The following is a 14,551-nucleotide window of genomic DNA, read 5'->3' as shown; positions in this document are numbered from 1 at the left end:
GACGGACCCGAGTACGTTAAAAAGCTGTTGCAGAGAGAGGCTTTGTTTGCTGAGAAAAGCCTTATCAGACCTTTAACGGAAGCTAGTCCCGAGTGCAGATAAACACTGCCGCTCTCTTCCGGCGTTATCGGATGTGAAGGTGATAGACGCATATGTCTATAATCAGGGTGGTACCGCGAGAGCATCTCGTCCCTGTGTAAGTAGTTTTTTGCTTGCATAGGGCGGGATGTTTTTTCGTTTGTGTGAAGATTGAGAATAAAAAAGGGAGGATTTATGATGAAAACTTTAACTTCAGCTCAAGTACGTCAAATGTTTTTAGATTTTTTTAAAGAAAAAGGACATGCTGTCGAACCGAGTGCGTCTCTCGTACCGCATGACGATCCAACACTTTTATGGATTAACAGCGGGGTGGCAACATTAAAAAAATACTTCGATGGCCGCGTCGTGCCTGAGAATCCGCGTATTTGCAACGCACAAAAATCAATTCGTACAAATGACATTGAAAATGTAGGGAAAACAGCACGCCATCATACGTTTTTTGAAATGCTGGGCAACTTCTCTATTGGAGACTATTTCAAAGAAGAGGCAATCGAATGGGCTTGGGAATTCCTCACAAGTGACGAGTGGATTGGTTTTGATCCGAATCTGTTATCTGTAACGGTACATCCAGAGGATGAAGAAGCGTATGTTCTTTGGAGAGATAAAATTGGTGTCCCTGAAGAACGAATTATTCGTCTAGAGGGCAATTTCTGGGATATTGGCGAGGGGCCAAGTGGTCCGAATACAGAAATTTTCTATGATCGCGGAGAAGCATATGGCAACGACATGAACGACCCTGAATTATATCCAGGCGGAGAAAATGAACGTTATCTAGAAGTATGGAATCTTGTTTTTTCTGAATTTAACCATAATCCAGATGGTACATACACACCGCTTCCGAAGAAAAACATTGATACAGGAATGGGTCTTGAGCGTATGGTCTCTGTGATTCAAAACGTACCGACGAACTTTGATACAGACCTGTTCATGCCGATTATTCGTGCAGTAGAAACGATTTCTGGAGAAAGCTATGGGGAGTCAAAAGAAAAAGACACAGCATTTAAAGTCATTGCTGACCATATTCGTACTGTTGCCTTTGCCGTCAGTGACGGAGCACTTCCTTCTAATGAAGGCCGAGGTTATGTGTTAAGACGTTTGCTGCGCCGTGCTGTGCGTTATGCAAAAACGATCCATATCCACCGTCCATTTATGTATGACCTAGTTCCAGTTGTTGCGGAGATCATGAAGGATTTCTATCCAGATGTTCAAGCAAAAGAAGAATTTATTGCAAAAGTGATCAAAAATGAAGAAGAGCGTTTCCATGAGACACTGAATGAAGGGTTAGCCATTTTATCAGAAGTGATCAAAAAAGAACGAGACAATGGCAGCTCACAAATTTCCGGTAAAGATGTGTTTAAGCTTTATGACACATATGGATTCCCGGTCGAACTTACAGAAGAATATGCAGAAGATGAGAACATGACAGTCGATCGTGAAGGCTTCCAGCTAGAAATGGAGAAGCAGCGTGAACGTGCAAGAAATGCCAGACAAGATGTAGGTAGTATGCAGGTTCAAGGCGGGGCTTTAGGCGATATTAAAGCAGAAAGTACGTTTGTTGGCTACGAAAATTTAACTGCAGATGCTCGTATTATCGAATTGCTTCAAAACGGTGAAATTGTCACAGAAGCTCACGAAGGGGAAACGGTGCAAATTTTATTAGATGAAACACCTTTCTATGCAGAAAGCGGCGGACAAGTGGCGGATAAAGGAACGTTAAAAAGTGCCGAAGCGATCATTGATATCAAAGATGTGAAAAAGGCACCAAACGGCCAGCATGTCCACGAAGGAGTCGTCGTAAGTGGTACGGTTCAAAAAGGCATTGAAGTCACTGCAGAAGTCGAATCAGCGCTTCGAAAAGGCATTGTGAAAAATCACACAGCGACACATCTTTTGCACCAAGCGCTAAAAGATGTATTGGGTAGCCACGTTAACCAAGCGGGTTCACTTGTGAATGAAAACAGACTTCGCTTTGACTTTTCTCACTTTGGACAAGTAACAAAAGAAGAATTGTCACAAATTGAAAAAATCGTCAACGAAAAGATTTGGGAAGGCATTTCGGTTGCCATTGACCTGAAACCAATTGCAGAAGCAAAAGAAATGGGAGCAATGGCGCTGTTTGGCGAGAAGTATGGCGATATTGTCCGTGTGGTGCAAGTGGGTGATTACAGCATCGAGTTATGCGGAGGCTGTCACGTTCAAAACACTGCGGAGATCGGATTGTTTAAAATTGCATCTGAATCGGGTATTGGTGCTGGAACACGCCGTATTGAGGCTGTAACAGGTAAAGGTGCTTATGAAGAATTAAATGATCAGCTTGCGATTTTAGAAAAGGCAGCTAATGAACTGAAATCAAATACAAAAGATGTACCAAAACGCATCGCTTCCTTGCAGGCTGATTTAAAAGAAGTTCAAAGAGAAAACGAATCACTTCTTGCGAAATTAAGTCAAGCAGAAGCTGGCTCTATTTTAGAAAAAGTCATCGAAGTTGGCGGAGTGAACGTGTTAACTGAAAAAGTAAACGCCAAAGACATGAACCATTTAAGAACGATGGTTGATGACTTAAAAGCGAAATTAGGTTCAGCTGTCATCGTACTTGGTGCCGTTCAAAATGGAAAAGTCAACATTTCAGCCGGTGTGACGAAAGACGTCATTGAAAAAGGTCTTCATGCAGGAAAACTTGTGAAGCAGGCAGCTGAAATCTGCGGCGGAGGCGGAGGCGGACGCCCAGATATGGCACAAGCAGGCGGGAAACAGCCAGAAAAGCTTGAAGAAGCACTGGCAACTGTCGAAGAATCTGTCAAATCCGTTTTATAATCAGTCAATGTAGTGTAGAATAATGGTATTAGATGAGCGGTTAGAAAAAAGCTTGCTAGTAGAATGTTGGAAGAGAGGTGCAAGAAGCAGTGAGTTCATTTGATAAGACAATGAAGTTTAACTTCTCTGATGATTCAGCTGAAACCAATGTGAATGAAGTGCTCATAACAGTTTATGACGCACTCCAAGAAAAAGGATACAACCCGATCAATCAAATTGTCGGATACTTGCTGTCAGGCGACCCTGCTTATATTCCAAGACATCAGGATGCACGCAACCTAATTCGTAAACTAGAACGAGACGAATTAATTGAGGAATTGGTTAAATCGTACTTAGAGACACATAAAGAGGCGTAAAACATGAGAATTTTAGGCTTAGATTTAGGCACGAAAACCCTTGGTGTGGCAATCAGTGATGAAATGGGATGGACAGCTCAAGGGATTGAAACCATTAAAATTGATGAATCAGGCGGAGACTTTGGTCTCAGCCGCCTGTCTGAGATCGTCTCGCAATATGGAACGGATAAAATTGTACTTGGTTTTCCAAAAAATATGAACGGTACGGTCGGTCCAAGAGGCGAGGCCAGCCAATCATTTGCGAAAGTGTTAGAAAACACGTACAATGTTCCTGTTGTGCTTTGGGACGAGCGTCTGTCAACGATGGCAGCAGAAAAAATGCTCATCTCTGCAGATGTGAGCAGACAAAAGCGTAAAAAAGTCATTGATAAAATGGCGGCTGTTATGATCCTTCAAGGGTACTTAGACAGCTTAAATTAAAATGAGGTGAATCAAATGGAACACGGAGAAAAGCAAATTACAATCGTTGATGATAATGGAAATGAGCAGCTTTGCGAAGTACTATTTACTTTTGAAAGCGACCATTTTAACAAATCATATGTTCTTTACTACCCAATTTCTGAACAAGATAACGAGGAAATTGAAATTCATGCATCAAGCTTCACACCAAACGAAGACGGTGAAGATGGCGAATTAGAGCCAATTGAAACGGATGAAGAGTGGGACATGATTGAAGAAACGTTAAATACGTTCTTAGATCAAGAAGACGAAGAAGAATAGAATGAATAAAAGGCCTGTGAAGCAGATGAGAGTTATCTGCATGATCACAGGCCTTTTATTATTTATGGAAGCTTTGAAGTGATGGTTAACTTTTGATTATTTCGTTGTGCATTTTGAAAGTTAAGTAAATAAAGACCATGATCAAATGTTAAATGAAAATAATTTTCTTTCTTTAGGGAACCAATTTTTTTGATGGAATCGTTCTTCTCTTTAAGTATCGTGTAACCACTCTTTTTAGGTTCATCTGTTTCGACGAAAAATCGATTATGATCATCAATCACGATTGATCCGATACCCGAGTCAGTGTTCTTAATTAGTTTAGATTGTTTTGTGTTTATGTCATAAAAGATTAATTGGCTTTTATTGATTGTTCCTTCCGAGTCAGTAAAAGCCTTCTCGTAAACAAATTGATGGTCGTTAATAAGTTGACCGTTATTGATTAAACTTTGATTCAATGGAATTTTTTTAAGTGACTCAGTAGTAAGATTGTAAATGTATGCTTGCTGCTTTCCATTGTCTTTATTAAAAAAGAGAAGCTTATCATTGTGAACAGAGAGATGGGCGTTATTCATTGAGTCTAGTTTAAAGAGCTTTTTTGTCTGCTTTTTTTTGAGATCTTTCATATAAATATGAGTAGCATCCTTTTCTTCATCGTGAGATATCCACACTGCACGATGACCTGTTAATTCAAGAGTGTCACTTAATGTCTCCGAAGTGTTATTCTTTTTAATCGACTCTATCTCTTGTGTGCTCAAATTCATGACGTAATAATTCATCTGTCCGCCTAATTCATCACTGTCAATCCAAACGACCCAGTCTTTATTAGCTTTTAAACCTTGAATGGAAGAACGCTCGAAAGTTGTTGTAAATAGTATGTTGCTTTTCAGTGTCTTTCTATTAAATTCAACTACTTTATTTGCCATCTTTGAAGGACTATGGTCATCTACACTTAAAAATAAATGATCTCCAACGGCTGAAACAGAGTTTGTCACAAGATAGTTGAGCATAGTTGTATGACCAAATTCTTTGTCCTCAATTTTAAACTCTATTTTATGATCTTCTGAAACGGTCTTTTTTTGACTACATCCGCCTAGATATAAAAGAGTTACTGAACCAATTAGTATCATTAAAATATAAAAGATTTTACGCAAAATGTGTTTCCTCCAGTATGTACTTTCACTAAGATATAGGTATTAATGAAATATATCCTTATCAAGAAAATAATAGCATTTAGTTAATCAGGAAATAAATAGATCTACAGTTAATTTAAGTTTAATTTAAAGACATGATCTAGAGGAATTAAAATTTTATATTAAGTTAATTCTTTTTTACATCCATTATGTCAACTTTAAATTATTTTAAGTTGACATAATGAACTGTACCTTTTACTCTATTTTTAACAATGAATCGAGTGAGGGGTATGAAAATTGAAAATTCACGATATGATGCAAATGGCGTTAATGACAGCAGTTATTGGGATGTTAGGATTGATTCCGCCTATTTTTCTTGCGTTTACACCTGTACCAATCACCTTACAAACCGCAGGTCTTTTGCTTGCTGGAGGGCTGTTAAAACCAAAGCAAGCGCTGATTAGTTTACTTCTGTTTCTTCTAATAGTGGCAGCAGGCGCACCTCTTTTATCTGGAGGGAGAGGCGGAATAGGGGTCTTTTTTGGGCCAAGCGGTGGTTTTTTACTTGCTTATCCAGTGGCTGCCTTTATGATCAGCCTGTGGCTGAACCGGCTGAAGAAAGTGACGGCCTTACGCCTATTTTTAATCTATGCGGTATGCAGTATCGGGATATTATATATAGGCGGAATTCCCTTTCAAGCCATGATGATGCATATAAAGATCACCCAAGCAGCTCTGTTCAGCGTCATTTATTTACCGGGTGATCTGATCAAAGCAGGGATATGTGCCGTCTTCACGGTGAAAATCATTCAAGCGATGTCATATCGAAAAAGGGACTTACATAGAGGGAGGCGAGCAGTTTGATGAGAATAACGGAAAACTATGCAGCTCATGCAAAAGTGAAGCCAGATCAGATGGCGATCAGAGATGAAAAAGAGAAGATCACTTATGAAGAATGGCATGAGCGTGTGCAGTCATCTGCACAATGGTTAAAAGAAACGCCTCATCAGCAAAAAAGAGTCGCTTTTTTAGTATCAAATGGTGTTCCGTTTCTCCAACTATTTGCTGGTGCAGCTTCTGCAGGATGGACAGCGGTGCCTCTTGATCCGCGGTGGAGTGATAAGGAATGCGCGGAAAAGCTCTTATTAAGCGAGGCAGACCTTGTCATTGTGGAAGATCGATATATCAAAAGAATTGAAAAGTACAAGCTGGATATGCCAGTGCTCTCTTTATCTGAATGGAAAGAAAGAATCAGCCTCAGCATAAACGTTCAATCGAACAAAAGTGATACGGAGGAAGATCCTGCTTTTTATATGGGATTTACTTCAGGATCAACGGGATCGCCCAAAGCCTTTATAAGACGCCAGCAGTCATGGATCGAGAGCTTTCAAATGACAACATCCGTCTTTGGGATCACACATAAAGATCATGTACTGATTCTGGGCACACTTTTATCCTCTCATTTTTTATACGGTGCCATCAGCACACTTTATTTCGGGGGCACCGTGACATTGTTAGAAAAATTTGTGCCAGAGAAAGCAAAGAAAACCTTAGAGAAAGGAGACATCACGGCTATTTATACGGTTCCGACCATGACAGAAGCGTTACTGCAAATGGATGCTTTCGAAAAAAATCCGTTCCTTGTCCTGTCGTCTGGTGCAGATTGGGGAAACTCTTCAAAAAAACAGCTCGTCAACCGCAATCCCCACATCACATTTTTTGATTTTTATGGAACATCAGAATTGAGTTTTGTCTCCTATTTATCTTCAGATGACTTTTTGCAAAAACCTACTTCTGTCGGAAAGCCTTTTCCTTCTATTCAGGTTGAAGTCAGGAGGGCAGATCAAACCGTTTGCAAGCCAAATGAAATAGGGAGAATTTATGTGAAAAGCCCAATGTCTTTTTCAGGCTATTTACAAGATGAAAAGCCGCCCGAAGAGTGGCTGACCGTATATGACATGGGGTGGCTCGACGAAGATGGTTACTTGTATATGAGCGGCCGCGAGAATGGCATGATTGTCTATGGGGGACTGAATATTTTTCCAGAGGAAATTGAGCGTGTGCTGAATGAACAGCCAGAGGTGAATCGGTCAATCGTGATTGGACTTCCTGATCCATATTGGGGCGAAATCCCTGTTGCCATTATTGAGAATGTACAGCAAACAAAAACCATTCGGCAAGCTGTAAAAGAAACATTAGCGGCATACAAAGTACCAAAAAAATGGCTCGTCACGGACAAAATGATCGAAACATCAGGAGGGAAAATCGCTCGTGCCAGTATGAAAAAGTGGGCGGAGGAACAATTATCATGCAAGCCGTGATCGTACAAGCGAAGCGGACGCCCTTCGGTGAGAAAAATGGAATGTTGAAGGATTACCGCCCAGAGCATCTAGCTGCGCCCTTGATCCAGCATTTTTCAAACGTGACCAAGCCAGATGACATCATTTTAGGCAATGTCGTCGGGGGTGGTGGCAACATTGCCCGTCTGTCCTCGTTAGAAGCAGGGCTTTCATTACATATTCCGGGTATGACCATTGATAGGCAATGTGCTTCCGGTCTTGAAGCCATTAGAACGGCGTGCATCATGATTCAGTCGGGGGAGGGATCAATGTATATCGCTGGTGGAACGGAAAGCATTTCTCGGTCACCAATGAAAGAAAGGGCCCGCTTTTCTTCAGAGTGGATAGGGGACCCTCATATGGGGGAAGCGGCAGAGCTGACGGCGTCGAGATTTTCAGTTGCGAGACAAGAGCAAGATGACTATGCACTTTTAAGCTGGGAACGAAGTATAACCGCATTCAAGCAAGGAACGTATTCAGAAGAAATTGTTCCGATTAGCGGGATGAGCACAGATGAAGCGGCAGCTAAAATAAGACCGATTGCAAGCTTGATAAAGCGAGCAAAACCTGTCTTTTTACCAGGCAAAGGTACTGTGACTGTGACCAATAGTTGTAAAGAAGCAGATGGTGCAGCTGCCGTCGTTGTGATGGAAAGAGCGGAAGCGGAGGCAAAAGGCTTCAGCCCTATGCTGCGGTATATCGGGAGTGCCGTGACCGCTATGGACCCGCATTATCCTGCTGCTTCACCAATTGATGCAATCAAGAAACTTTTACATAAAGAACAGGTGAAGATAGAAGATGTTGCACTTTTTGAAATCAATGAAGCGTTTGCGCTCAAAGTAGTACTCATTGCCCGGACACTAGGTATTCCTTATGACCGTATCAATAAAAGAGGCGGTGCGCTTTGTCTTGGTCATCCATATAGCGCCTCGGGAGCTGCTATGATGGTGAGACTGTTTTACGAAGCCCGCGCCTTACCGAATGGAAGTTATGTCATGGCTGCAATTGGCAGTGGAGGCGGTGTCGGTTTAGCCACACTATGGCAAGTTCTGTCATGACATGCATGAGCAAGTAATTGCCGAACTCCGTCGAATCATGTACTATAAAAGCTAGATGTGAGGAGGGCCATGCATGTTTTCAGAACAAAAGAAACGACCATTTTTTAAACGAAAAATGGGGATCGTCCTGTTATCTGTACTTGCTGTGATCATCATTGCAGCATTATCAGGTTTTTTATATGTAAAATCAGCACTCGGGCCGGTCGATCAAAAAAGCAAACAAACCATTAATATTCATATTCCAAATGGGACATCTGTCAGTGGAATTGCGAGCATTTTAAAAGAAAATGAGCTGATTTCAAATGACACGATTTTCACTTACTATGCAAAGTACAAAAAAGCGTCAGGCTTTAAAGCGGGCTATTTTCATCTCAAACAAACAATGGATGCGGATCAGCTAATTCAAAAGCTGACATCTGGCGGGACAGATTACGCATTTCAGCTTGTGATACCTGAAGGGAAACAGTTGTCTGATATTGCAACTATTATCGCAAACCAGACGAATTTTTCAGCGAAGGAAGTTGAAGCGAAGCTGGATGATCCAGCCTTTATTAAAAAATTGATGAAAAAATACCCGAAAACGGTGACATCACAAGTGAACGGGAAACAGGTCAAGCATCCGTTAGAGGGATATTTATTCCCGGCGACGTATCCGTTTTATCGTGAGGATGAATCACTTGAAACCATCATTGACACGATGATTAAACAAACAGATCAATATGTGAAAACGTATGAAAAGGACATGAAAAAGAGAAAGATGTCCATCCATGATGTCCTAACGATGGCATCCCTGATAGAAATGGAAGCAACCGAAAAAACAGACCGGGCAAAAATCTCAAGTGTGTTTTATAACCGGTTGAAAAAGGACATGCCGCTTCAAACAGATCCAACCGTTCTTTATGCGCTTGGCGAGCATAAGTCCCGTGTTTATTACAAAGATTTAAAAGTGAAATCACCTTATAATACGTATACCAACAAAGGACTGCCGCCTGGACCTATTGCCAATGCTGGAGAATCTTCTTGGAAAGCAGCACTCCATCCAGAGAAAACAGATTTTGTTTACTTCCTAGCAAAGAAAAATGGGGAAGTCGTCTTTACGAAAACGTTAAATGAGCACAACAAAGCGAAAGCGAAATACATCACAGGCAGCAACTAGCGCTCATGTGAGAGGAAAAAGACTGTAGACAATGGTGAAATTGCCTGCAGTTTTTTTCGTTGTTATATCCATTTTATAGGTTCGCAATTACCACATCTTTGTGGTAAAATATATCGGGTTGTTTTTACTTAGATGAACGAAAGATTGACGAGAAAGAGAGCTGCAGCAGGCAGGACTCTTCTTTTTCAGGTCATGAAGGAGCTAGACATATAATGACAATCGAAGATGATCAAATAAATGATTATATTGAAGATTTAATTGAGCCGAGTCCTGATGCCATCGCTCAATTAGAGGAGTATGCCAAAGAGCATCATGTGCCAATCATGGAAAAGGTGAGCATTGAACTGTTATTGCAGCTGCTTTCTTTGAAAAAACCGAAGAAGATTCTTGAGGTTGGGACAGCGATTGGCTATTCAGCGATTCGAATGGCAGAAGCTCTGCCAGATGCTGAAATCTATACGATTGAGCGAAATGCGAAACGTTATGAGGAAGCGACACGAAATATTGAAGAATTGCATTTCAAAGATAGAATTCACGTGTTTTTTGGCGATGCGATCGAATCAGCTAAAACGGTTCAGACGATGGCGCCCTATGATGTGATCTTCATTGATGCGGCAAAAGGTCAGTATCAACGCTTTTTTGAGCTGTTTGAACCGATGCTGTCCGATGACGGAATGATTATTACAGACAACGTATTATTTAAAGGCTTAGTTGCGACAAATTATGAAGAAGAAATTGAAGATAAACGAAAAAAACAATTAATAGGCAAAATTGATCGATACAATCAATGGCTGATGTCAAATCCTGACTACCAAACGTGTATCATTCCGGTTGGAGATGGGATCGCTATTAGTACAAAAAGAGGTGACCAATCATGAAAAAACCAGAATTGCTTGTGACGCCAAGCAAGGTGTCGGATGTACTGCCGCTCATTGAAGCGGGTGCTGACGCATTTTTAATAGGTGAACAAACATATGGAATCCGTCTTGCAGGTGAGTTTTCAAGAGAAGATGTGAAACAAACGGTTCAACTCGCACATGCACATCACAAAAAAGTATATGTCGCCATGAATGCGATTTTTCATAATGACCGTGTGGCACTGCTTGGAGATTATTTAACCTTTCTCGATGGGTTAAACGTGGATGGTGTCGTTTTTGGAGATCCGGCAGTGATCATGGCCGCAAAAGAAACAGGTGTCAACTTGAATCTGCACTGGAGTACAGAAACAACTGGGACAAACTATTACACTTGTAACTACTGGGGCAGAAAAGGCGCAACACGTGCGGTTCTTGCCAAAGAACTCAATATGGATAGCGTGATTGATATCAAAGAAAACGCCGAAGTGGAGATTGAAATTCAAGTCCACGGCATGACCTGTATGTTCCAATCCAAACGGACACTTGTTGGCAACTATTTTGAATATCAAGGCAAACAAATGGACGTGGAAGGCAGAAATATGGAAGAAGGTCTATTCCTTCACGACCAGGAGCGTCAAAACAAATATCCTATTTTTGAGGATGAAAATGGCACACACATTATGAGTCCAAATGATGTATGTATGATTGATGAATTAGAAGAATTTGTCGACGCAGGCATTGACTCATTTAAAATTGACGGAATTTTAAAGTCACTTTCTTATATGACAGAGGTGACATCCCTCTATCGAAAAGCCATTGATTTACTAGTGACTGATAAGGAAGCCTATGAAGATCAGAAAGATGAATGGGTGGAGCGTATTGAAGAGATCCAGCCTGTCAACCGTTCAATCGATACAGGGTTCTTCTTTAAAGAAACGGTTTATTAAGATAAAAGGAGGCTGAGGAAATGGCACTTTTAAAAGATGGAATTTCTGAAGTGATCGATGGAAAACGTGTCATTACAAAAAAACCAGAACTGCTAGCGCCAGCAGGTAACTTAGAAAAACTAAAAATTGCTGTGCATTATGGAGCAGATGCTGTTTTTATTGGCGGGAAAGAATTTGGACTTCGTTCAAATGCAGATAACTTTTCAATCGAAGAAATGGCAGAAGGTGTCGCATTTGCGAACAAATACGATGCTCGTATTTATGTGACAACGAATATTTTCGCCCACAACGAAAACATGGACGGGCTGGAAGAATATCTTCAAGGGATTGAAGGAGCCGGTGTAGCGGGAATTATTGTCGCTGATCCACTCATTATTGAAACATGCAAACGAGTAGCTCCAAAGCTTGAAGTTCACTTAAGCACACAGCAGTCACTTTCAAATTGGAAAGCGGTGCAGTTTTGGAAGGAAGAGGGGCTTGAGCGTGTGGTCCTTGCTCGTGAAACAAGCGCCCTAGAGATTAAAGAAATGAAAGAAAAAGTGGATATTGAAATCGAAACGTTCATTCACGGGGCCATGTGTATTGCTTATTCTGGCCGCTGCGTGCTCAGTAACCATATGACAGCGAGAGATTCAAACCGCGGGGGCTGCTGCCAATCTTGTCGCTGGGATTATGATCTTTATAAACTAGAAGGCTCTGAGGAAGTGCCTTTATTCAGTGAAGAAGACGCACCATTTGCGATGAGTCCAAAAGATTTAAAACTCATCGAATCCATACCGCAAATGATCGAAATGGGAATTGATAGCTTAAAGATCGAAGGACGAATGAAGTCCATTCATTATGTAGCAACAGTTGTCAGTGTCTATCGTAAAGTCATTGATGCTTACTGTGCGGATCCAGACAATTTCGTCATTCAACAAGAATGGCTCGATGAATTAGACAAATGTGCCAACCGTGACACGGCTCCTGCCTTTTTTGAAGGTGTACCAGGAACGGATGAACAAATGTTTGGCATTCACGGAAAGAAAACGACCTTTGATTTCGTCGGACTTGTACTTCATTATGATGAACAAGAACAAATTGTCACATTACAGCAGCGTAATTTCTTTAAAGCTGGCGACGAAGTTGAATTTTTCGGTCCAGAAATCGAAAATTTCACATGCAAGATTGAGACGATTTGGGACGAAAAAGGGAACGAACTCGATGCCGCTCGTCATCCACTGCAAATTGTGAAATTTAAGCTTGATCAAAAAGTATACCCTAGCAACATGATGAGAAAGGGGAAATAACCGGCACATGGGGAAAAAACCAGTGGTGATTGGAATCGCTGGCGGCTCGGGTTCAGGTAAAACGAGCGTCACCAATTCCATTTACGAAAAATTTAAAGGACATTCAATCCTCATGCTTCAGCAAGATTTATATTATAAAAATCAAAGTCATATGCCTTTTGAAGAGCGCCTGCTGACCAATTATGATCATCCGCTTGCATTTGACAATGACCTGATGATTGAGCATGTAGAAGCGCTGCTAAAGTACGAGTCCATTGAAAAACCGATTTATGATTTTAAACTAAACACACGTTCAGAAGAGACGGTACATGTTGAACCCAAAGATGTCATCATCGTTGAAGGAATCTTTGCTCTTGAAAACGAACGTCTAAGAAACTTAATGGATATTAAACTGTATGTGGATACAGATGCAGATCTTCGGATCATTCGCCGTATTTTACGTGATACGAAAGAAAGAGGCAGATCGATTGATTCCGTGATTGAACAATATGTATCTGTCGTCAGACCGATGCACAATCAATTCATTGAACCGTCAAAACGATACGCCGATATCATCATCCCAGAAGGCGGTCAAAATCATGTGGCTATTGACCTCATGGTGACAAAAATTCAAACGATTCTTCAAAACCGCGGAGAGTAAATGGTGGAGAAGAACAAAGACCTTTACGACGTAAAGGTCTTTTCAACATCCTGCTCTTGTAGTCAATACTTTAGTAATGGCTAGTCCGAAATCATCGGTGAGCATTGTAAGAAGTAGTCCCTGAGTAAAAGATTTGATATGATAGGAAAACAATGCTGCGAAATGAAGACAGGAAAATCACGATGGGATGCTGAAAGTTTCAGTTATTCCTGCTTTGTAAAAGTATATTAAAAAAACGACAAACAAATCATCACAAATTTTCAAACAATTCTTGATCAAAATGCAATTTTGTAATAATATAGCATAGACATATCGTACACTGACCATATTATGTATTGGAAGATGGAGAATGGATAAGCTATTCTTCTACATATGATCGAAATGGCCGAACGAGGTACAGGAGCTTCCTGTGCCTTTCCACAGTTTGTGCGATGAAGATAATACATCATCATGAGAACGCTGCTGTTCCTGCCTAATAAAAAGGCATAATAGTTGCATCTAAAAGGGACGCCATGTAAGATGGACTTTTACGAATATGGGACAGAAGGAATGAGGGCCGGAATATGTCCTCATTCTTGTATATTTCAGTCGTCACTCACATGCAGAAAGCTTGTATGATGAGGATTAATAGAAGGAGTGAATGATTCATGGCACAAGAGAAAGTATTTCCAATGACAGAAGAAGGAAAGCGCAAATTAGAAGAAGAGCTTGAATATTTGAAAACGGTTAAACGTAAAGAGGTTGTAGAGCGTATTAAAATCGCTAGAAGTTTTGGAGACCTCTCTGAAAACTCGGAATATGATTCTGCTAAAGAAGAGCAAGCGTTTGTAGAAGGTCGTATTACAACGCTTGATAATATGATTCGTAATGCCAAAATTATTGAAGATGAAGGTAACTCAAATATTGTTTCACTCGGTAAAACGGTGACATTCGTTGAATTACCGGACGGTGAAGAAGAGTCTTATACGATTGTAGGAAGTGCAGAAGCTGATCCGTTTGAAGGCAAAATTTCAAACGATTCTCCAATTGCAAAAAGCCTTTTAGGCAAACAAGTAGACGACAAAGTCACGGTTCAAACACCTGGCGGAGAAATGTTCGTCCAAATTGTAAAAATTTCATAATTACGTTTATACGATAAACACCTCG

The 14,551-nt window shown here is 40.8% G+C and carries 14 protein-coding genes and 1 other annotated feature (1 of these 15 only partly in view); of the genes, 13 read left to right on the top strand and 1 reads right to left on the bottom strand.

What is annotated here, in order from left to right:
- Positions 1–197, top strand: a binding site (T-box leader) (it extends 11 nt beyond the left edge of the window).
- A 79-nt stretch (positions 198–276) separates the two neighbouring features.
- The 4 genes from alaS (at position 277) to NSQ64_RS14055 (ending at position 3,989) form a co-directional block, all read left to right on the top strand.
- Positions 277–2,913: an alanine--tRNA ligase gene (gene alaS, locus NSQ64_RS14070; RefSeq protein ID WP_039167093.1), complete on the top strand. Its 2,637-nt coding sequence runs from the start codon at positions 277–279 to the stop codon at positions 2,911–2,913.
- Positions 2,914–3,002: 89 nt separating this feature from the next.
- Entirely contained in the window at positions 3,003–3,269 is a 267-nt protein-coding gene (locus tag NSQ64_RS14065) for an IreB family regulatory phosphoprotein (RefSeq protein ID WP_024718370.1), read from the top strand.
- Positions 3,270–3,272: 3 nt separating this feature from the next.
- On the top strand, positions 3,273–3,689 hold the full coding sequence (ruvX, locus tag NSQ64_RS14060) for a Holliday junction resolvase RuvX (protein WP_178897006.1): 417 nt from the start codon (positions 3,273–3,275) through the stop codon (positions 3,687–3,689).
- A 15-nt stretch (positions 3,690–3,704) separates the two neighbouring features.
- Positions 3,705–3,989, top strand: a complete 285-nt coding sequence (locus tag NSQ64_RS14055; protein ID WP_017358102.1) for a DUF1292 domain-containing protein — start codon at positions 3,705–3,707, stop codon at positions 3,987–3,989.
- Between the two features lie 62 nt (positions 3,990–4,051).
- Here NSQ64_RS14055 and NSQ64_RS14050 read toward each other — a convergent pair whose 3' ends face one another.
- Positions 4,052–5,140 (bottom strand): hypothetical protein, encoded by a 1,089-nt coding sequence (locus NSQ64_RS14050; RefSeq protein ID WP_341017022.1) that lies wholly within the window; start codon positions 5,138–5,140, stop codon positions 4,052–4,054.
- 276 nt (positions 5,141–5,416) lie between these two features.
- Between NSQ64_RS14050 and NSQ64_RS14045 the strand changes: the two genes are divergently transcribed.
- The 9 genes from NSQ64_RS14045 (at position 5,417) to greA (ending at position 14,526) form a co-directional block, all read left to right on the top strand.
- The gene (locus tag NSQ64_RS14045) at positions 5,417–5,983 is read left to right on the top strand and encodes a biotin transporter BioY (RefSeq protein WP_007501449.1); all 567 of its coding nucleotides are present in this window, start codon (positions 5,417–5,419) and stop codon (positions 5,981–5,983) included.
- Positions 5,983–7,440 carry an acyl-CoA synthetase gene (locus NSQ64_RS14040; RefSeq protein ID WP_341017020.1) on the top strand — a complete coding sequence of 486 codons (1,458 nt, stop codon included), beginning with the start codon at positions 5,983–5,985 and terminating at the stop codon, positions 7,438–7,440. Before NSQ64_RS14045 ends, NSQ64_RS14040 begins: the two co-directional genes overlap by 1 nt.
- On the top strand, positions 7,428–8,516 hold the full coding sequence (locus NSQ64_RS14035) for an acetyl-CoA C-acyltransferase (RefSeq protein ID WP_341017018.1): 1,089 nt from the start codon (positions 7,428–7,430) through the stop codon (positions 8,514–8,516). Before NSQ64_RS14040 ends, NSQ64_RS14035 begins: the two co-directional genes overlap by 13 nt.
- Positions 8,517–8,589: 73 nt before the next feature.
- Complete coding sequence (gene mltG, locus NSQ64_RS14030; protein WP_058336595.1) at positions 8,590–9,672, top strand: endolytic transglycosylase MltG; 1,083 nt, start codon at positions 8,590–8,592, stop codon at positions 9,670–9,672.
- 212 nt (positions 9,673–9,884) lie between these two features.
- The gene (locus NSQ64_RS14025) at positions 9,885–10,550 is read left to right on the top strand and encodes an O-methyltransferase (protein ID WP_008342672.1); all 666 of its coding nucleotides are present in this window, start codon (positions 9,885–9,887) and stop codon (positions 10,548–10,550) included.
- Positions 10,547–11,476: a peptidase U32 family protein gene (locus NSQ64_RS14020; protein ID WP_008342670.1), complete on the top strand. Its 930-nt coding sequence runs from the start codon at positions 10,547–10,549 to the stop codon at positions 11,474–11,476. Before NSQ64_RS14025 ends, NSQ64_RS14020 begins: the two co-directional genes overlap by 4 nt.
- 20 nt (positions 11,477–11,496) lie before the next feature.
- Complete coding sequence (locus NSQ64_RS14015; protein ID WP_341017015.1) at positions 11,497–12,765, top strand: peptidase U32 family protein; 1,269 nt, start codon at positions 11,497–11,499, stop codon at positions 12,763–12,765.
- A gap of 7 nt (positions 12,766–12,772) precedes the next feature.
- Positions 12,773–13,405: a uridine kinase gene (udk, locus tag NSQ64_RS14010; RefSeq protein WP_007501435.1), complete on the top strand. Its 633-nt coding sequence runs from the start codon at positions 12,773–12,775 to the stop codon at positions 13,403–13,405.
- A gap of 647 nt (positions 13,406–14,052) precedes the next feature.
- Positions 14,053–14,526: a transcription elongation factor GreA gene (greA, locus tag NSQ64_RS14005; RefSeq protein WP_007501433.1), complete on the top strand. Its 474-nt coding sequence runs from the start codon at positions 14,053–14,055 to the stop codon at positions 14,524–14,526.
- Positions 14,527–14,551 lie beyond the last annotated feature (25 nt).

Source organism: Bacillus sp. FSL W8-0183 (genome assembly GCF_038006825.1).
Taxonomy (GTDB): domain Bacteria; phylum Bacillota; class Bacilli; order Bacillales; family Bacillaceae; genus Bacillus; species Bacillus altitudinis.
Note: the sequence above shows the minus strand (reverse complement) of the source record. Positions and strands in the feature narration are given on the sequence as shown.